An 18106-nucleotide genomic window follows, 5' to 3' on the forward strand; every position below is an offset into this window, starting at 1 on the left:
CGGCATGGGTACTCTTCCCGGGACACAGTGGGCGGCGGGGTTCGGGGTGGGGTCATGGGACGTCAGATGCGTGTGCCCGGTGCGGTACTGGCGGCCGTGCTGCTGCTGACCGCCGCCGGCTGTTCCGGGGCGGGCGGCGGTGCCGGGGCGGATCCCGGCGACGACCCGAAGCCGGGCGGCGCCACGTCCGCCCCCGCCGCCTCCCCGACTCCCGCCGCTCCCGCCGACGGGAAGCCCCCCTCCGGCGACGTGCTCCCCGGCATGGTCGGCGCCTCCGTGGCCCGCACCCAGCTGGCCGCGCTGAAGGTGGCGCCGCCGGGAACCATGTCCGGCTACAGCCGGGACAAGTTCACGCACTGGGCGGAGCAGGGCGAGAAGTGCGACACCCGCGAGGTCGTCCTCCAGCGGGACGGCGCGAACGTCACCCGGGACTCCCAGTGCAAGGCCGTGTCCGGGACGTGGAAGAGCCTGTACGACGAGGTGGTCGTCACCGAGGCTTCGAAGATCGACATCGACCACATGGTGCCCCTCGCCGAAGGCTGGCGTTCCGGCGCGGCCGGCTGGGACGCCGCGAAGCGCAAGGCCTTCGCGAACGATCTGACCCGCCCTCAACTCCTGGCGGTGACGGCCTCCTCGAACCGTTCGAAGGGCGACCAGAGTCCCGACCAGTGGCAGCCGCCGTCGAAGGCGTCCTGGTGCCAGTACGGGCGGGCCTGGACCACCGTCAAGTCCGTGTACGGCCTGACCGTCACCGAGCCCGAGAAGAAGATGCTCGCCACCATGCTGGACACCTGCGCGGCCTGACGCCGCTCACCCCGGGACCGTACGCCCCGGGGCCGTTCACCCCAGGGCCGTTCACCCCGTGGCCCCTCACCCCAGGACGGCGATGCCCAGGGGACGCGATCCCGCCGCGAGCCGACGGCTGTTGCCGCTGTCGAGGTCCACGACCGTGATGCCGTTCCAGTAGCCGTCGCGGGTGTAGCCCCCGGTCACGTAGGCCGTCCGCCCGTCCCGGGAGACGGCCACGTCCTCGTGCGGCCCGTCCAGCGGGTACACCCGCTCCGAGCCGTCCGGGGAACGGACCGTGAGGGAGGGCCCCTTGCCCTTGCCCGGTTCCACCGCCCCCGTCCCGACCACCAGCAGCCGGCCGTCCGCCGTGACCGCGGCCCCGTGCTGATGGGTGTCGGCGGTCATCTCCTCCACCGTGGTGCGGCCCGTCTTCGGATCCACCACCGCGAGCCGCTCGCCCTCGAAGGGGAGCAGCAGCATCCCGTCCGCCGGCCGTACGACCGCGTAGTGCGGTTTCAGCCAGGAGGCGAGGCCGCCCTCCGTCCCGTACGGGGCGACCTCGATGCGGCGCGGCCGCACCGATCCTTCGGGCAGCCCCTGCCGCACGGGCACCACGGTGACGTCGAAGGAGTCGTGGCCGGTGACGTACACCTCCGAGCCGTCGCGCGAGACGTCCACGTCGAAGGGCCGTCGGCCCACCGGGACCACCGCCGTGACCTCGCTCTTCGCCGTGTCGATGATCTCCAGGACGCCGGTGGTCCCGGGCACGTTGACCCCGACGTACGCGTGCGCGCCGTCGGGCGAGAGCGCGATGCCCATGCCGCCTCCCCGGTACTCGCCGTCGGTCACGGGACCGGTGCCGGTGGTGCGGTACGGGATCAGGGCCAGCCGGGTCCGCGTCCGCGTGTCCACGACGGCGACCCCCTCGGCCGTGGCCACCCAGGCCCGGCCGTCCGCGCCGACCACCAGGCCGTACGGCGCCCTGCCGACCGCCGCCGACCCGACCGCGCCGCGCTCCGGATCCACGAAGGTGACGGTGTCGGCCCCGAAGTCGGCGACCAGGAGGGTGCCGCCCGGGGTGGTCGCGGCCGTCGGGAGCGGGGAGGCCGCGGGGGCGGCGGCCCGCGGTGCGGCGGGCGTGGAGCAGGCCCCGAGCAGCAGGGCTCCGGCGAGGGCCGCCAGGGCGGTACGGGTTCCCCGTACGCGGCGGCGCGGGTGCGGGCGGTCGTGCTGCGGCATGGGTGTGGCCCCTCTCGGTTCGGGGGCGGGGCCGGTGGTGCGCCCGCTCCCCCGTACCCATCCTCGCCCCGCCGGGCCGCCCGGCCGTTCGCCCCGGCGGCCGACAGCGGGGTCGGCCGATCGGTCGATGCGGGGAGGCGGGGAGGCGGGGCTGCGGGGCTGCGCCGGGCAGGGGTGACCGACCGGGGTGGCTCAGCCCTCGTACTCCGTCAGGTCGATGCCGTGGAGGTTGAGGAGCGCGTGGGTCTCCGGGTGGTTGATGTCCTTCTCGGCGGTCATCCCCAGCTTGCGGATCACGTTCTCGGACTCGTCGTTGCCCGCCCGGTTGATGGCGACGACCCGGTCGAGGCCCCGCTCCTGGAGGGCGAACTCCAGGGTGGCGTGCGCGGCCTCGGAGCCGTAGCCCTGTCCCCAGTAGGAGCGGCCGAGCCGCCAGGTGATCTCGGCCGCCGGCAGCACCTCGGGCAGCCACCACGGCATGGAGAGCCCCACGGCTCCGATCAGCTCACCGGAGGCCAGCAGCTCCACGGCGAAGATCCCGAAGCCCTCCTCGTCCCACTCGTCCTCCCACCGCTCGATGGTCTCGGCGGTCTCCTCCAGGTCGAGGGTCTCGCCGTCGCCGATCCAGCGCATCACCTCGGGGTCGGCGTTGATCTCCGACAGGGGGACGAGGTCGTCCTCGGACCAGCGGCGGAGGAGGAGGCGGGGGGTACGGATCTCGGTCATGAGTCCCATCCTGCCGAACGCGCCGGACATCGGGTAATCGGGTCCCCCGGAGGCCCCCTCACCCCTCCGGCTCACCCCTCCGGGACGGTGATCGCGTCGAGCTGCGCCCTCAGGTGGACGTGCGAGTCGACGGGCTCGTGCGCGATCCGGCCCAACGGCGCCGGGAGCGATTCCACGCGGGTGTGCGGATCGCACTCGTAGAAGTAGACCAGCGAGATCAGCTCCTCGGCGGGCACGTCGGCGGGCGGCGGCAGGACCCGGTGGCGGCCCGCCCTCCAGCGGTCGCCCGTCCAGCGCGCCATCAGGTCTCCGATGTTCACGGTGAGCGCGGCCGGATCGTACGGGGCGTCCTGCCAGCCCTCGGCGTCGGTGTGGATCTGGAGCCCGCCCGCGCCCTGCTGCCGGTCGAGGACGGTGACGGTGCCGAAGTCGGTGTGCGCGCCGATGCGGAACTGGCCGGGCAGCGGCGGGCCGAGGATCTCGGTGCCGGGGTACCAGTTGAGGTTGAACCCCCAGGTGGGGTGGTGGGTGTGCCGGGTGAAGTGGTCCGCCTCCAGGCCGAGCGCGACAGCCAGCAGCTCCAGCAGCTCGTCGGAGAGGGCCCGCATCGCGGACAGGTACTGCGTCACCGGCCCGTGCAGCGCGGGCACTTCGGCCGGCCACGCGTTCGGCCGGAACCACTCGGCGTCCACCGAGGCGATCCCGGTCGGCTCCTCCGCCGCGAAGGACCAGGACTCCTTGAGGTCGGGCGGGGAGGCCGCGCCCTCCGCGTAGCTGTTGGCCTCGGCGCCCGGGCCGAGCCAGCCGCGTCCGCCGACCGGCACGGCGTACGGGGCCTTGGCGGCGGCCGGGAGCCGGAAGAAGGTCCGCGCCGCCTCCCGGATCCGCCCCGGCAGCTCCGGGTCCACTCCGTGCCCGGTCACCAGCAGGAACCCGGCCGCCTGGAGCGCCTCGTCGACGCGGGAGGCGACCTGCCGGCGGGCCTCGGGCCCGCCGGAGCGCCACGGGCCGAGATCGATCACGGGGACCTGCGAACTCACCATGCGGACCTGCTCTCCGGGCCGGGGGCCCGGCGGGGACCTAGCGCCGCTCGGCCCCGGAGCCCCGTAGGACGTACCGGACCAGGCCCTCCCCGGTACCGGCCTCGGTGAAACCGGCCCGCCGCAGCAGGGCCTGCGAGAGTGCGTTGTCCTCGTCCGTCGTGGCGTCCAGCCGGGTGAAGCCCGGCCGGGCGAAGGCCCAGGCCGAAAGTGCCTTCAGCGCCTCGGTGGCGTAGCCGTTTCCGCGCGCGGAGGGGACGAGGTCGTAGCCGACCTCGGAGCGCCCGTCCGCGTCCGGGGCGGCATGGAAGCCCATGCCGCCGATCGCCTTGCGGTCGCTCGTGCGGACGATGACGTACGGTCCCCAGCCCGCCCGGTAGGTCCCCGCCTCGCGCGCCCTCGTCACGATCCCCCCGGCGTCCCGGGTGTCGTCGGCGGGGCCGTCCTCGACCCAGGCGAAGCCGCCGCTGCCGCCGGCTTGCAGGTCGGCCGCGACCGCCGGGGACATGGGGCAGAGCAGTACGCGCTCGGCCTCGACGGGTTCGGCGTACCAGCGCCAGGTCGTCTGACGGGCCAGGCCGGGGAGTTCGCCCCGGCCCGTCGCCCAGAGCAAGGTCCGCCAGGCCTCGTGGCCGCGCGGAACGTGCGGGAAGAGCCGGTCCAGGACGCCTTCGGCGAGTGCGGGGTCCGGCTCCCAGTCGTGGACGCCGAGTCCGCCGAGGATGTCGTGGGTGTGCAGCAGGGCCTCGACGACGCCCATCGCCGCGAACCCGTCCGCGCCCGCCGCGCCGTACGGGTGCCACGCGCGGGCACTGGGCCCGGCGAGGGCCACGGCGGCCGACAGGAACCCGCCGGAGGCCTCCATCATGTCGACCAGGCCGGCCGGTCCGGTCCCCTCCTCGGCCCGTATCTCCAGAGGGACGTACGCGTCGGCCGCGCGCACCGTGAGCTGGGCGGCGTAGGCCGTGAAGTCCTCGGCCACGTGGACGGCGGTGTCTCGGCAGCTCCACTCGAGGCCGGCGGCCGGAACGTCCCAGTCCAGGTGCGCGACGTCCCGCAGCGCCCGCGTGGTGAGCGAGACGGCCGCGTCGACGTCCTTGGAGTCCATGATCCTCATAGGCGGCACCCTAGGCGCCCGTCCAGGTGCCGCCAAGGGGATATCCGTGCCCCACGGCCGGTGGTCCCGGTGGCGCGCCTGCGGGCCACCGCCGGGGCCGGGGCGCTACTGCTTGTGCTGGGACGGCGCGCTGACCGCGCCCCGGTGAAGGGCGGAGCAAAACGGTGGAGATTTCGACGAGGGACGTCTTCGGGGCGCCGTGCTGGGTGAGCCTGATGGCCCGGGATCTCGGCGCGGCGCAGCGGTTCTACGGTGAGGTCGCGGGCTGGCGGTTCCGGCCCGCGCGGCTCGGCGCGGCCTTCAAGGTGGCCGAGCTCGACGGGATGCCGGTGGCCGGTATCGGGGCCCTGGCCGGGGATCTCGCGGTGGCCGTGGCCTGGACCCCGTACTTCGCGGTCGACGACGCCGACGTGGCCGTGGACCGGATCCGGGAGCGCAGCGGCACGATCGCGGTCGGCCCGGTCTCCTTCGAGTCGGGTGGCCGCGGGGCGCTGGTGGCGGACCGCGACGGGGCGGTGTTCGGGATCTGGGAGGGCCAGGTCTCCTCGGGCTGGCGGGTCGGTACGGGACAGGCACCGGCCTGGCTGGAGCTGCGCACCCGGGACGCCTTCGAGTCGGCGATCTTCTACGGGGAGGTGCTGGAGTGGGCCACCGGCCGCGCCGGGTGCTGCGAGGTCGCGTACGAGGAGGACCGCGTCGTGCTCCGCCAGGAGGGGGAGCCGGTGGCGCGCCTCGACAGCGGTCCCGTGGAGCCGGGTTCCTACAGTCCGTACACCCGGCCGCGCTGGCACGTGCACTTCCGGGTGCCCGCGCTGGAGCCTGCGGTGGAGGCGGCGGTCGCGCTGGGCGGACGCACGGTGTCCGAGCCCTCGTCGAGCGCGACCGAACGGTGGGTGGCGCTGCGCGATCCGGACGGGGCGCTCTTCACCCTCACCTCGTCGCGGACGGACGGCGGGATGGACGACGGAACGGACGGCGGGACCGACGGCGGAACGGACGGCCGGACTGGCGGCGAGACCGACGGCGGCTGACAGATCCGCCGGGGGCTGCCGGATCCGTCGCGGCTGCCCTGCCCCATCTACCGGGACTGCGGCGTCCGGCGGGTCCGGGTCCAGTCGACGAGCTCGGCCTCGGACCAGGTGTTGACGACCCGGTCGGCCGTCACCCCGCATTCCAGGGCACGTTCGCAGCCGAGGGTCTGCCAGTCGAGCTGTCCCGGGGCGTGCGCGTCGGTGTCGATCGCGAAGAGGGTGCCCGCGGCCACGGCGAGCCGGAGCAGCCGGCGCGGCGGGTCGAGCCGTTCGGGCCGGCTGTTGATCTCCACGGCGGCGCCCGACTCGGCGCAGGCCGCGAAGACGGCCTCTGCGTCGAACTCCGACTCCGGCCGGGTCTTGCCCGTGACCAGCCGCCCGGTGCAGTGGCCGAGGACGTCGAGGTGCGGGTTGCGCACGGCGGCGACCATCCGCCGGGTCATGGCGCGGGCGTCCATCCGGAGCTTGGAGTGGACGGAGCCGACCACCAGGTCCACCTCGGCCAGGAGTTCCGGCTCCTGGTCCAGCGAGCCGTCGTCGAGGATGTCGCACTCGATGCCGGTGAGCAGCCTGAACGGGGCCCAGGTCGCGTTGAGTTCGGCGACGGTGCGCAACTGCTCGCGCAGCCGTTCCGGGGAGAGTCCCCGGGCCACGGTCAGGCGCGGCGAGTGGTCGGTGAGCACCGCCCAGTCGTGCCCGAGGGCGGCAGCGGCCCGGGCCATCGCCTCGATGGGGCTGCCGCCGTCCGACCAGTCGGAGTGCAGGTGGCAGTCGCCGCGCAGGGCGGCGCGCAGGGCGAGGGCCCCGGGGCTGGGCGGCGGGCCCACGGGGTGGGCGGCGGCCTTCTCCTCCAGCCCCTGCAAGTACGCGGGGATCGTGCCGCCGAGGGCTTCGCGGACGACCTGGGCGGTTTTCGGGCCGATGCCCTTGACCGCTTCGAGGGTGCCCGCACCGACCCGTTCGGCCAGCTCGCCCTCGCCCATCCGTCCGATGGCGGCGGCCGCCGTACGGAAGGCCTGGACCCGGTAGGTCGGCTCCTGGGCGCGTTCCAGCAGGAAGGCGATCCGGTCCAGCGCGGCCACCGGGTCCATCGCGTGTCTCCCTCCGCGAAACGACGAGCGGCGGGGAGGGGGCCCGGGTCTGTGCCCCGGGCCCCCTCTCCGCCCGGGTCAGGCGCCGTCGGCCGGGTCCGCCGCCGGACGGTACTGCAGGGCCAGGCCGGCGAGTACGGCGCCGACCGCCGCGCTCAGCACCGCGGTGATGCCGGCCCACTCCAGGGTGCCGCCGACCGCGCCGCCGAGCGGGTCGAAGCCCGCGACTCCGCCGACCACGTGGAGCCCGGCCACGCCGAGCGCGACCACCGCGCCGGCCCGCCACGCGCCGGCCGTGTCCCGTACCGCCAGCAGGGCGCCAGCGGTCAGGCAGAGCAGGGTGACGGCCAGGGCGAGCAGCCCGCCGGGGTCGCCGGAGGCGAGGGCCGCCAGGTCACCGGGGACATGCAGCGCACCACAGAGGAGCAGGGCGAGCGCCACCGGCCAGCGCAGTATGTGGCGCAGCGCGCCCTTGCCCGGCCCTGCCGTGCCCCGGGCCGGGACCGGGGACGGACCCCGGGCCGGGACCTGCGCCTGTGCCCGGGCCTGCGGTGCGGGCGGGTGGACGGGGGTCCGTACCCGGTCCGCGGGCTCGGGGCGGTGCTGCGGGGGCTGTTCGCCGCTGCCGAGGATGCTGACGAGCAGGGCCACGTCCTCGATGGGCCGTCCGAGGGCGGCGGCCCGCAGCGTGATGTCGGTTTCGACCCGCTCGTGCGGGGGCTCGCCCAGCAGGGTCACCATCTCGCGGACCTCGTGGACGGGCCGGGCCACGGCGGCAGCGCGCAGCGCCGCGTGTCCGGGGTTGGGGACCTGTCCGGATTCCTTGAGGAGGTTCACCAGGTCGGTGACCTCCCGGACCGGGCGGCCGGTGGCGGCGGTCTCCAGGAGGGTGCGGGCGGTCGCTCCTGCGGACCGGGGTCCGGGGTCCGGGCCGGGTGCGGCCCCTGCCCCTGCCCCGGGACCGGCCTGGGCCTCGGGAGCGGTCCCGTACCCGGGCTCGGAGGCGGGCTCGGAGTCGGGCTCGGAGTCGGGCTCGGAGTCGGGCTCGGGGCCGAAGTCGAGGTCGTCCGTGCCGGGTGCCGGCGGCCGGACGTCCGTGGTGTCGGGGAGCCGGCGCGGTTCTTCGTACTCCGTCGCGGCGAGCGTGATCGGGTCATTCATGGAAAGCTCCGTTCGCCGACGCGCGGGTCTACACATCGCGCGCCGGTCATCGTGCGTCATGGGAAGCGCACGCTTTGTTACATTCAGCGGCACCCGGCCGCGCTGCGCCATTCGGGGCGGGCAAACGGGGGTCCCCCGCGGTGCCGCGGGCCCGGTCGGGGCTCGCCGTGGGCATGGTGGGGGCATGAAGGGTACGGAGGTGCTGGCCGACGCGTTCGGCCGGATCCGGGACGTGGTGCACGAGGCGGTCGAGGGGCTGGAGCCCGGACAGCTGAACGCGCGGATCGATCCCGGTGCGAACTCGATCACCTGGCTCGTCTGGCACCTGACCCGGGTCCAGGACGACCACGTGGCGGACGCGGCCGGCTGGGAACAGGTCTGGCACGCGCAGGGCTGGGACGAGCGGTTCGCTCTCCCGCTGCCACCCGGGTCCACGGGCTACGGGCACACCGCCGACGAGGCCGGCTCCGTCCGGGTCGACTCGCAGGAGCTGCTGCTGGGGTACGTCGACGCGGTCCACGAGCAGACCGGGCGGTTCCTCCAGGGGCTGTCCGCCGCCGATCTGGACCGGGTGGTCGACGAGCGGTGGGACCCGCCGGTGACCCTCGGGGTGCGGCTGGTCAGCGTGATCGGCGACGACCTCCAGCACGCGGGGCAGGCGGCCTTCGTCCGGGGCGTGCTGACGAGGGGCCGCTGATGGCGTCCGCGGGAGCCCTGCTGCTGGCCCTCCTCCTCGTGGCCGCCCCGGCAGCCACGGCGTCGGCCGCATCACCCTCCGGGACCGGGACCGGGACCGGGGCCGAGTCCGGGACCGGGACCGGGACCGGGGCCGAGTCCGGATCGGCGGCCGGAGCCGTATCGGTGGTGCCCGCCGAGGCCGGCGCCATCGGCGGCTCGGGGGCCGGGACCGCGTTCGCACCGTTCGGCGGAGCCGGGCTCGGCCGGACCGCGGACCGTTCGGGCGCGGGTGTCGGCGCCCGCACCGGCGCCCACACCGCCACCGGCACCGGCACCGGCGAGCGGCCCGTCGTCGACACCGACCGGGGAGCGGTCCGCGGGCGGGAGGCCGCCGGGTACCGCACCTTCGAGGGCATCCCGTACGCCGCCCCGCCGACCGGGCCACTGCGCTGGCGGCTCCCGGAGCCCGCCGCGCGCTGGACGGGCGTACGGGACGCGGGTGCGCCCGGGGCCCGTTGCGTGCAGCTGCCCGCGGTGGGACCGGGTGGCCCGAGCGGCTCGGAGGACTGCCTGGTCCTCAACGTCACGGCCCCGAAGCCGGCCTCCCCGCATCCGGCCTCCCCGGACCCGGCGGCCCCGCACACCTCCGGCCGGCCCGTCATGGTCTGGTTCCACGGCGGCGGGTTCATGAACGGTGCCGGGGACCTGTACCGGCCCGGCCGGCTGGCGTCGGCGGGCGGGGCCGTGGTCGTCACGGTCAACTACCGGCTCGGGATCTTCGGGCTCTTCGGGCATCCCGCGCTCCACGGCGCCCCCGGCTTCGCGCTCGCCGACCAGCAGGCGGCCCTGCGCTGGGTGCGGGCCAACGCCGCCCGCTTCGGTGGCGATCCCGGCAACGTCACCGTCTTCGGCGAGTCCGCCGGAGCCCTGAGCGTCTGCCTGCACCTCGCCTCCCCCGCCTCGGCCGGCCTGTTCCACCGGGCGATCGTGCAGAGCGGCTCCTGCTCGCTCACCGTCCCGGCGCACTCGCTGCTCCCCGCGCTGCCCGCCTACGAGCCCTTCGTGCCGGAGCCCCGCACCGTGGCCCAGGGGGCCGCCGCGGCGGCCCGGCTCGGCTGCGGCCGGAGCGAGGCCGAAGAGGTACTGGGGTGCCTGCGCCGGCTCGCCCCCGAGGCCCTGGCGACACCCGAACTCATGACGCTCTTCTCCGCGGTGTCCTACGGCACCCCGCTGCTCCCCACCGAGCCCCGACGGGCCCTGGAACGCGGGGAGTTCCACCGGGTCCCGGTGATGCAGGGCTCGACCCGCGACGAGATGCGGATCTTCCTCGGGCAGACCCTGGCGGCCTACCCCGTCGCCGACGCACAGGCCTACCGGTCGCGGCTGCGCGCCGCGTTCGGGGCGCGAGCGGCCGGACTCGTCGAGGCCGCCTATCCGCTGACGGCCCATCCGACGCCCGCGCTTGCCTTCGCCGCCGTGCTGACGGACGCCTCCTTCGTCTGCCCGCAGCTGCGGGACAGCCGTGCGCTGGCGCGGCACGTGCCGGCGTACGACTACGGGTTCGACGACCGCCTCGCACCGGACTTCACCGGGCTGCCGCCGGTGCCCGGCTTCCCGTACGGGGCCTCGCACGGCTCCGAGCTGCCGTACCTCTTCGACACCGGGCTCCCGATGAGCGCCCCGCAGCGGGCGCTCGCGGAGCGGATGACCGGCTACTGGACCCGCTTCGCGGCGACCGGCGATCCGAACGCCCCCGGGACGGGGCCGTGGTGGCCGCGCTCCCCCGCCGTACTGTCCCTGGCGCCGGGGTCCCCGGGCGGCATCCGTCCCGTGGACGCGGCGGCCCGGCACCACTGCGGGCTGTGGGACTCCGCAGGACAGACCCTCGATCTCGAAAGGATGGGCCCATGACCGGTTTGACCGAGGTCCTCCGGCCGTACGTGGACGACAAGACCCTGCCGGGGGCGGTGGCCCTGGTGGACCGGGGCGACGGCGAAGGGCCCGAAGTGGCCGCCGTGGGCAGCGCGGACGCCGGGGGCGGGGCCCCGATGGTCCGCGACTCGATCTTCCGGATCGCCTCGCTCACCAAACCGGTCACGGCGGCGGCGGTCATGATGCTGGTGGAGGACGGCCGGTTCGCGCTCACCGACGCCGTCGCCCCCTGGCTGCCGGAGATCGCCGCACCGGTGGTCGTACGGACGCCCGCGAGCCCGGTCGACGACGTGGTCCCGGCGAAGCGACCGGTGACGGTGGCCGATCTGATGACCTTCCGCGCGGGGTGGGGCTTTCCCTCCGACTTCTCGCTCCCGGCGGTCGCACCGCTCTTCGGCGAGCTGCGCCAGGGCCCGCCGCGGCCTCAGGAGGTCGCGGAGCCGGACGAGTGGATGGCCGCGCTGGGCCGGATCCCGATGCTGCACCAGCCGGGCGAGGCCTGGCTGTACAACACCTGCTCGGATGTTCTGGGGGTGCTGATCGCCCGGGTGGCGGGGTGCTCGCTGCCGGAGTTCCTGGCGGAGCGGATCTTCGAGCCGCTGGACATGCCCGACACCGGTTTCGGCGTGCCGGCGGGGCAGTCGGGCCGGTTCACCCACTTGTACCGGCCCGGCTCCGACGGGGGCCTCGACCTCGTGGACGCCCCCGACGGGCAGTGGAGCACCGTGCCCGCCTTCCCGTCCGGTGCGGGCGGGCTGGTCTCCACGGCGGACGACCTGCACCGCTTCGCCCGGATGCTGCTCGACGGGGGCGGCCCGCTGCTCTCGGCCGACTCGGTGCGGCGGATGACCACCGACTGGCTGACCCCGGCCCAGCGGGCCGGGGCCGAACTGTTCCTGGACGGCCAGGGCTGGGGGTTCGGCGGGTCGGTCGACGTCACGCCGGCCGACCCGTGGAACGTGCCCGGCCGCTACGGCTGGATCGGCGGCACCGGCACCGCCGCCCACATCGTCCCCTCGACGGGGGCCGTCACCATCCTGCTGACCCAGCGGGAGCTGACCGGCCCGTCGCCGATGCCGGAGACGATGCGCGCGGTGTGGGCGTACGCGGCCGGCCAGGAGGCCGCGTAGGACCTCGCTCTCCCCCTGCTTGCCCTCAGTGGTTCTCGGTCGGCCTCAGGTCGCGCGGGATCAGCGTCCAGGTGGTCGCCGCGGCGGCGATCGCGAGGACGCCGGCCATCAGGAACGCCGGGGTGATCGCGAGGGTGTAGGCCTGCGAGGCGGCGTCGAGCAGGGCCCGGCCGACGCCGCCGCCGAGCTGTTCGGCGGTGTGGGCGGCCTCGCCCACGGAGTCCCGTACGGCGGCCAGGGTGGCGGAATCCAGGTCCAGGGCCGGGAGGTTGCCACGGTAGAGCGTGGCGGCGGTGGAGCCGAGGATGGCGACGCCCATGGCCGAGCCGAGTTCGTAGCAGGTCTCCTCGATGGCGGCGGCGCTGGAGACCTGGTCGGCCGGGGCCGCGGAGATGAGGGTCACCGAGGCGACGGTGGTGGCCATGCCCGCGCCGAGACCCATGATGGTCAGCGCCACGGCGAAGGCGGGGTAGCCGAGGCCGGTGAACTGCTGGAGCGTCCAGGGCAGGGCCATGCCCGCCGCGAGGACGACCAGGCCGCCGCCGAGCACGTGGCGGATCGCGAAGCGCTGCATGAGGGTCGGGGCGACCATCGAGGCGCAGATCAGCGCGAGCGGGGCGGGAAGCAGGCGCAGGCCCGCCTCCAGCGGGGTGTACCCCTGGCCGTACTGGAACCACTGGGTGACCAGGAACAGGATCGCGCCCATGCCCACCATGGGCAGGAAGATCGCGGTGGCGGCCACGCTGAAGGCGGGCTTGGTGAACAGCCGGACCTGGAGCAGCGGGTTGGGCACGCGGAGCTGGCGGCGGACGAACAGGGTCAGCGCGACGACGGCGAGGACCAGCAGGGCCCAGGGCAGCGGGTCGGCGACACCGCTCTTGCCGAGCTGCTTGATGCCGCCCGCGAGGGCGAGCATGCCGACGATCGACTGGCCGACGCCGGTCCAGTCCCACGTGCCGGTGGAGCGCGGGGAGCGGGATTCGGGGAGGTAGCGCAGGCCGGCCGCGACGATCACCGCGGTGACGGGCAGGTTGAGGAGGAAGGCGGAGTGCCAGCCGTAGTCCTGGACGAGCAGGCCGCCGACGACGGGGCCGAAGGCCATGCCGCCGCCGAACACGGCGGCCCAGACGGCGAGGGCGAAGGCGCGTTCCTTGGCGTCGGTGAAGACGCTGCGCAGGATCGACAGGGTGGAGGGCATGATCGCGGCGCCGCCGACGCCGAGGAGGGCGCGGGCCGCGATGACGTGCCAGGCCTCGGTGGAGAAGACGGCGATGAGCGAGGCGAGGGCGAAGATGCCGAAGCCCGCCATGAGCAGTCGCTTGCGGCCCCAGCGGTCACCGAGGGCGCCGGCGGTGACCAGCAGCCCGGAGAGGGCGAGGGCGTAGATGTCGATGATCCACAGCTGCTGTACGGCGCCCGGCTGGAGGTCGCCGACGAGCGAGGGGAAGGCCACGTTGAGGATCGTGGTGTCCATCGAGATGAGCAGGAGACTGCCGGACAGGATCGTGAGCACGATCCAGCGGCGCGGGTCCTGCGTGGGGGTGTGCATGGGGTTTCCGTTCACGGTTGTTTCACGGTCGTACGCGGTGGGGTGCGGGGTCAGGCGGCGGAGGGCGGCCGGGTTCCGCTGAGGAAGGAGGCGAGGACGAGCCGGCCGATGTCGCGGCGGGCGAGGTGGCCGTCGCGGACGCCCTCGGCGGCGGCGTCGAGGAGCCCCCACAGCGAGTACCAGATCCAGTACGCGGGCAGGTCCACGCGGAGCCGGCCGAGGCGCTGTCCGAGCGCGAGGAAGGCGAGGGCCCGCTGGTCCTGGCGCTGGATCCCGGCCCGGAACTCGGGGTCGGCGAGCACGGTGGCGTCGCGGGAGGTGAACCCGTACAGGTGCGCGGCGGGCAGCAGCCCGGTGACGAGCAGCTCGAGCGCGGCGTCGAACTCCGCCCCGTCGGCGCTCTCGGGGAGGTCGGCGGGGGCGAGGCACCCGTCGACCACGTCGATGGCCCGCACGGCCACGGCTTTGAGGAGCGCCTCGCGGGTGGCGTAGCGACGGCTGAGCGTGGCGCGGCTGGTCCCGATGCCCGCGGCGATGTGCGCCATGGAGGCACTGTGATCGCCGGCGAGCACGCGTGCGGCGCCGTCCAGCAGCTCTTCTTCGTTCATCATGCGATCCTCCTTCGTATCAAACGATACAAATTTGTCTCACATGAAGCAAGTCTGTTGCGCGGCACGCGCACGCCGGAGCCTGCGGCATGATCGGCGCATGCTGATCGAACTGCTCGAGATCGGACCCCGGATACCCGGATGCCCCCTCCTCGCCAGGGTCCGGACCCCCTACGGGGAGCTCGCGGCGGCCTGGTGCGGGGATCCGGCGGCGGAGCCCGGCGAGTACCACGTCGAGTGGATGATCGACGAGGACGTCGCCTGGGGCGGGAACGCCGGGCCCGCGGACCCGGCGGCCGGGCCGGGGATCCGGGAGGGAGGGCACTCCTCGGCGTTCCCGCGCGGAGAGCTGGACGCCGAGGAGGACGGCGTCCTCTCGTTCCGGCTCGGCGACAGCCACATCCTCCTGGAGGCCGCCGAGCCGCTGCCGGACGGCGTGATCCCGGGCTGGGTACGGCTGTGTTTCGATCGGGAGCGGATCGCGCTCTACCCGTACGCCGTCTGATCGGGAGCGGATGCGCCCGTACGCTGTTCGGGTGATGACGGACGAGAAGCAGGGTTCCGAGCAGGCCCGTGCCGCGGCGGCGAGGTACGAGAAGTGGAAGGAGAACGGCGTGCTGCTGCGCGCGTCCTTCTACATCGCCGGGACGCACCTCTTCGCCGGGTTCGTCTGGCTGCTGTTCGTGCTGGGCGAGCACGCCGAGAAGTAGGCCCCCAGGCCCCCGGACCCGTCCGGGGTCTCAGCCCTGTTCTTCCGCTCCCGTGCGGGCGCGGGCGCCCGAGCGCGTGCGGCCGGTGGTCTGGGCGCGTTCCGGGTGGCGGCGCACGTACTCGCGCTCCAGTTCCTCCATCCGCCGGGTGTGCGTGACCAGCGCGTCGTCCGATCCGTACAGCAGGGTCTCGTGACGCGTGCGGTGGATGGCTTCGAGCTCCTTCATCAGGCGGCCCTCTTCCAGCCCGCCCGCCGACGGCCCGGCCTCGCGGGCTTCGCGCTCCGCCATGGCAGGTCACCTCTCCCTCGGCCGGGCCGGGCCCCTCGCCCGGCCGCGCTCATCCCATCATCTCCGAGGGGGAGAGATAGACACTGTCTACGGCTCGGTGGTAGACACGGTCCATGGATCAGGACAGCGGGCTGCGCGAGCGGCTGATCGACGTCGGTGTGGAGCTCGTGACGAGCGAGGGGACCGCCGCGCTCGGGCTGCGCGAGATCGCCCGCCGCGCCGGGGTGTCCCACGGGGCGCCCCGGCGGTACTTCGCCACCCACCACGCACTGCTGTCCGCCATCGCCCGGCGCGGGTTCGAGGAGCTCGGCTCCCGCATCCCCGCCGCGCTGGCGGGCCCGGGCGCGGACGATCCGCGCGGGCAGGTGCGGGCGCTGGGGCGCGCGTACGTCGGCTACGCGCTGGAGCACCGCGGCATGTTCGAGCTGATGTTCCGCCACGACCTGCTGGACGGCGGCGGGCAGGAGGGGCCGCCGGGGGCCCGGCTCCGGGACTCCACGCTGCCGCTGTTCGAGCTGCTCGTCTCGCTGGTCACCCGGTGCGGGACGGCCGGAGCCCCCCGCATCACCGCCGCCGCGCTCTGGGCCAATCTGCACGGCGTGGCGCAACTGTGGGCCTGGGGCAGCCTCCCGCTCGTGCTCGACGGCGGGACGGAGGGCTCCGTCGACCGGGTGGTCGACGCCGCCCTCGACGCCCATCTGCCGGAGCGCCGCCCGTGAGGCCCCGGCTCGCGCTCTGCGTCAGCGCGGGCGGCGCGATGCTCGTCGCCCTCGACGGGACGGTGCTGCTGATGGCGCAGCCCACCCTGCGGCGGGACCTCGGCGCGAGTCTGGCCGAGGTTCAGTGGACGAGCGGCGCGTACCTGCTGAGTGTGGCGGCCTTCCTGGTCCTCGCGGGCCGGCTGGGTGACCGGTACGGGCACACCCGGCTGCTGTTCGCCGGCGTACTCGGCTTCGCGGCGGCCTCGGCGGGCATCGCGCTCGCTCCCGGGGTCGGCTGGGTGATCGCCCTGCGCGCGGCCCAGGGGCTGTTCGGGGCACTGCTCCAGCCGGCGACGCTCGCCCTGCTGCGGCTCGCGTACCCGCCCGGGCGGATCGGCGGGCCGGTCGCGGTGCGGACCGCTGCGATCGGGCTGGCCGCGGCCGCCGGGCCGCTGCTCGGGGGTGCGCTCATCGCACACTTCGGCTGGCGCGCGGTGTTCGTGGCGAACGTCCCCGCCGCCCTCGCGATCGCGGCGGCGGCCCTGTTCGTACGGGTCCCCGCGCCCCCGCCCACCGAGCCGGGCCGGATCCGGCCCGGCGGTGCGGTGCTCCTCGCGACGGCCCTCGCGGCGCTGGTCCACGCGCTGGCCGGCGCACCGGAACACGGCTGGTCCGGGCCCCGGACCCTGGCCGGGTTCGCCGCGGCGGCCGCCCTGGGGGCCCTGTTCGTACGGTCCGAGCGCCGCTCCGCCCAGCCCCTGGTGCCGCGCCCGGTGGCCCGCTCCGTCCCGGTGACGGCGTCCGTCGCGCTGCTGACCGTGGTCTCCGCCGCACTGTTCGGGGCGCTGTTCGGGGCCGGCTTCGCGCTCCAGGACGCGGCGGGGCTCGATCCGCTCGCGACCGGGCTGCGCGTGCTGCCGATGACGGCCGCCATGGTCGTCGGCGCACCGGTGGCGGGGGCCCTGCTGCGCCGGTTCGGGGCCCGCGGAACGGCGGTGGCGGGGACCGGGCTGGTGGCGCTCGGGATCGCGGGACTGGGGCCGGGCTGGGGGTTCGGGGTGCTCGGCGCGGGCTTCGCCGCGGTGATGGTGACGGCCACCGGGGTGGTGGTCGGGGACGCCCCGGCCGGGCACGCGGGGGTGGTGGGCGGGCTCAAGCAGACGGCGATGAACGTCGGCCCCGCCCTCGGCATCGCGGTGGCCGCGGGGACCGGGGCTTCGGTCTCGGCGCTGACCGCGCTGGCCGCCGTAGGCCTGCTGCCCGCGTCACGGCTGCCGTCGTCACGACTGCCGGTGTCACAACTGCCCGCGTCACGGCTGCCCGGGGGCGGTCGCGCGGGCCACGCAGCTGCGGGCCACCTCGTCGGCGAAGGCGCGGGCGAGCGGGGAGAGAGCGGACCAGCGCCGGACGGCCCAGCCGACGGCGAGCGGCGGCAGGGCGGGCACCGGCACCAGGCGCAGCGGTCCGTCTGACCCGGGGACCTGCCAGCCGGGCAGCGCCGGTACGACGGCGTGGCCGAGGCCCAGTTCGGCAAGGAGGAGGGCGGTGTCCCAGTCGGCGGCGCTGGTGTCGGAGCTGACCCGGACGCCGGCTTCGGCGAGGGCGGCGTCGAGCTGGGCGCGGGAGGTGGAGTTCTCCGGCAGCCGGATGTGCCGGACGGCGCCCAGGTCGGCCGGCTCCAGGCGGGAGCGGGCGGCGAGGGGGTCGTCGGCGCCGACCGCGAGGACCCAGGGCAGCCGCATGACGGGGCGTTGCTCGATGCCCCGGACGGGGGCGCCGATGGTGATCCAGGCGAGGTCGAGGTCTTCGGCGGCGAGGGCTTCGAAGCAGCTCCGGCTGGAGTTCTCGGTCTGGAACTCCAGGCTGACCCGGGGGTGGCTGCTCCGGAACGCGACGATCGCCCCGGCCATGAAGTGGCGCACGGTGGTGGCCCCGGTGGTGACGCGGACCGAGCCGCCGTCGCCCCGTACCAGGTCGTCGAGCCGGCGCAGGGCTCCGTCGAGCCCGGCGATGCCGTCGGCGGCGGCCGCCTGGAGGATCAGGCCGGCCCCAGTGGGCGAGACCCCGCGCGGGTGGCGCTCCAGGAGCGCGGTGCCGGTCTCCTTCTCCAGTCGGCGGATGTGCTGGCTGACGGCCGACTGGGTGCGGCCGAGGTCGCGGGCGACGGCGCTGAGGCTGCCGGCCCGGCAGACGGCGACGAAGACGCGGAGATCATCGAGGGTCACAACCTCCAAGGTATCCCTTGGGGGTTGAGAGAAATCCAGTGGATTGACTTGGATGTCCGGCTGTCCGACGATCAGTTCACGGCCCAGG

At 75.1% G+C, this 18106-nt stretch carries 18 protein-coding genes and 1 pseudogene; 9 read left to right on the forward strand and 10 right to left on the reverse strand.

Annotation, left to right across the window (positions count from 1 at the left end; translation table 11 throughout):
* Nucleotides 1-54: 54 nt before the first annotated feature.
* Nucleotides 55-804 carry an HNH endonuclease family protein gene (locus ACODT5_RS18235; protein ID WP_422520362.1) on the forward strand — a complete coding sequence of 250 codons (750 nt, stop codon included), beginning with the start codon at nt 55-57 and terminating at the stop codon, nt 802-804.
* A gap of 66 nt (nt 805-870) precedes the next feature.
* Here ACODT5_RS18235 and ACODT5_RS18240 read toward each other — a convergent pair whose 3' ends face one another.
* The 4 genes from ACODT5_RS18240 to ACODT5_RS18255 all read right to left on the reverse strand — a co-directional run bounded on the left by ACODT5_RS18240 (nt 871) and on the right by ACODT5_RS18255 (nt 4911).
* Nucleotides 871-2028: a YncE family protein gene (locus ACODT5_RS18240; protein WP_422520363.1), complete on the reverse strand. Its 1158-nt coding sequence runs from the start codon at nt 2026-2028 to the stop codon at nt 871-873.
* A gap of 192 nt (nt 2029-2220) precedes the next feature.
* A complete protein-coding gene (locus ACODT5_RS18245; protein ID WP_327256827.1) occupies nt 2221-2754 on the reverse strand; it encodes a GNAT family N-acetyltransferase in 534 nt (177 codons plus the stop codon).
* A 71-nt stretch (nt 2755-2825) separates the two neighbouring features.
* Nucleotides 2826-3797 (reverse strand): isopenicillin N synthase family dioxygenase, encoded by a 972-nt coding sequence (locus tag ACODT5_RS18250; protein WP_422520364.1) that lies wholly within the window; start codon nt 3795-3797, stop codon nt 2826-2828.
* 37 nt (nt 3798-3834) lie between these two features.
* Nucleotides 3835-4911 (reverse strand): GNAT family N-acetyltransferase, encoded by a 1077-nt coding sequence (locus ACODT5_RS18255; protein WP_422520365.1) that lies wholly within the window; start codon nt 4909-4911, stop codon nt 3835-3837.
* A gap of 215 nt (nt 4912-5126) precedes the next feature.
* On the opposite strand from ACODT5_RS18255, the gene ACODT5_RS18260 reads away from it, so the two are divergent.
* Nucleotides 5127-5942 (forward strand): VOC family protein, encoded by an 816-nt coding sequence (locus tag ACODT5_RS18260; RefSeq protein ID WP_422524957.1) that lies wholly within the window; start codon nt 5127-5129, stop codon nt 5940-5942.
* Nucleotides 5943-5989: 47 nt separating this feature from the next.
* Here ACODT5_RS18260 and ACODT5_RS18265 read toward each other — a convergent pair whose 3' ends face one another.
* Together ACODT5_RS18265 and ACODT5_RS18270 are read right to left on the reverse strand one after the other, a co-directional pair.
* Complete coding sequence (locus ACODT5_RS18265) at nt 5990-7033, reverse strand: PHP domain-containing protein (RefSeq protein ID WP_422520366.1); 1044 nt, start codon at nt 7031-7033, stop codon at nt 5990-5992.
* Nucleotides 7034-7111: 78 nt separating this feature from the next.
* Complete coding sequence (locus tag ACODT5_RS18270) at nt 7112-8194, reverse strand: hypothetical protein (protein WP_422520367.1); 1083 nt, start codon at nt 8192-8194, stop codon at nt 7112-7114.
* Between the two features lie 184 nt (nt 8195-8378).
* Between ACODT5_RS18270 and ACODT5_RS18275 the strand changes: the two genes are divergently transcribed.
* Genes ACODT5_RS18275 through ACODT5_RS18285 form a run of 3 tightly spaced genes read left to right on the forward strand, consistent with a single transcriptional unit; the run spans nt 8379 to nt 11934 of the window.
* Nucleotides 8379-8891, forward strand: coding sequence for a mycothiol transferase (locus tag ACODT5_RS18275; protein WP_422520368.1), 513 nt, complete (start codon nt 8379-8381; stop codon nt 8889-8891).
* Nucleotides 8891-10783, forward strand: a complete 1893-nt coding sequence (locus ACODT5_RS18280; protein WP_422520369.1) for a carboxylesterase/lipase family protein — start codon at nt 8891-8893, stop codon at nt 10781-10783. The genes ACODT5_RS18275 and ACODT5_RS18280 overlap by 1 nt, the downstream gene beginning before the upstream one ends.
* Nucleotides 10780-11934 carry a serine hydrolase domain-containing protein gene (locus tag ACODT5_RS18285; protein ID WP_422520370.1) on the forward strand — a complete coding sequence of 385 codons (1155 nt, stop codon included), beginning with the start codon at nt 10780-10782 and terminating at the stop codon, nt 11932-11934. The genes ACODT5_RS18280 and ACODT5_RS18285 overlap by 4 nt, the downstream gene beginning before the upstream one ends.
* A 25-nt stretch (nt 11935-11959) precedes the next feature.
* Here the strand turns inward: ACODT5_RS18285 and ACODT5_RS18290 are convergent, their stop codons facing one another.
* Nucleotides 11960-13483 carry an MFS transporter gene (locus ACODT5_RS18290; RefSeq protein ID WP_422520371.1) on the reverse strand — a complete coding sequence of 508 codons (1524 nt, stop codon included), beginning with the start codon at nt 13481-13483 and terminating at the stop codon, nt 11960-11962.
* Nucleotides 13484-13533: 50 nt separating this feature from the next.
* Entirely contained in the window at nt 13534-14094 is a 561-nt protein-coding gene (locus tag ACODT5_RS18295) for a TetR/AcrR family transcriptional regulator (RefSeq protein WP_422520372.1), read from the reverse strand.
* Nucleotides 14095-14191: 97 nt separating this feature from the next.
* Between ACODT5_RS18295 and ACODT5_RS18300 the strand changes: the two genes are divergently transcribed.
* Both ACODT5_RS18300 and ACODT5_RS18305 read left to right on the forward strand, forming a co-directional pair.
* Complete coding sequence (locus ACODT5_RS18300; protein ID WP_422520373.1) at nt 14192-14596, forward strand: hypothetical protein; 405 nt, start codon at nt 14192-14194, stop codon at nt 14594-14596.
* A 34-nt stretch (nt 14597-14630) separates the two neighbouring features.
* Complete coding sequence (locus tag ACODT5_RS18305) at nt 14631-14801, forward strand: DUF6126 family protein (protein ID WP_385374550.1); 171 nt, start codon at nt 14631-14633, stop codon at nt 14799-14801.
* A gap of 30 nt (nt 14802-14831) precedes the next feature.
* Here the strand turns inward: ACODT5_RS18305 and ACODT5_RS18310 are convergent, their stop codons facing one another.
* A complete protein-coding gene (locus ACODT5_RS18310) occupies nt 14832-15092 on the reverse strand; it encodes a DUF6158 family protein (RefSeq protein ID WP_422520374.1) in 261 nt (86 codons plus the stop codon).
* A 113-nt stretch (nt 15093-15205) separates the two neighbouring features.
* Here ACODT5_RS18310 and ACODT5_RS18315 point away from each other — a divergent pair, with 113 nt between their 5' ends.
* Nucleotides 15206-15811, forward strand: a complete 606-nt coding sequence (locus ACODT5_RS18315; RefSeq protein ID WP_422520375.1) for a TetR/AcrR family transcriptional regulator — start codon at nt 15206-15208, stop codon at nt 15809-15811.
* Between the two features lie 38 nt (nt 15812-15849).
* A pseudogene (locus ACODT5_RS18320) lies at nt 15850-17079 on the forward strand (MFS transporter); the annotation flags it as partial.
* 24 nt (nt 17080-17103) lie between these two features.
* Here the strand turns inward: ACODT5_RS18320 and ACODT5_RS18325 are convergent.
* Nucleotides 17104-18018, reverse strand: a complete 915-nt coding sequence (locus tag ACODT5_RS18325; RefSeq protein WP_422520376.1) for a LysR family transcriptional regulator — start codon at nt 18016-18018, stop codon at nt 17104-17106.
* Nucleotides 18019-18106: the final 88 nt, after the last annotated feature.

The organism is Streptomyces tatrensis, from assembly GCF_049310065.1.
Taxonomy (GTDB): Bacteria; Actinomycetota; Actinomycetes; order Streptomycetales; family Streptomycetaceae; genus Streptomyces.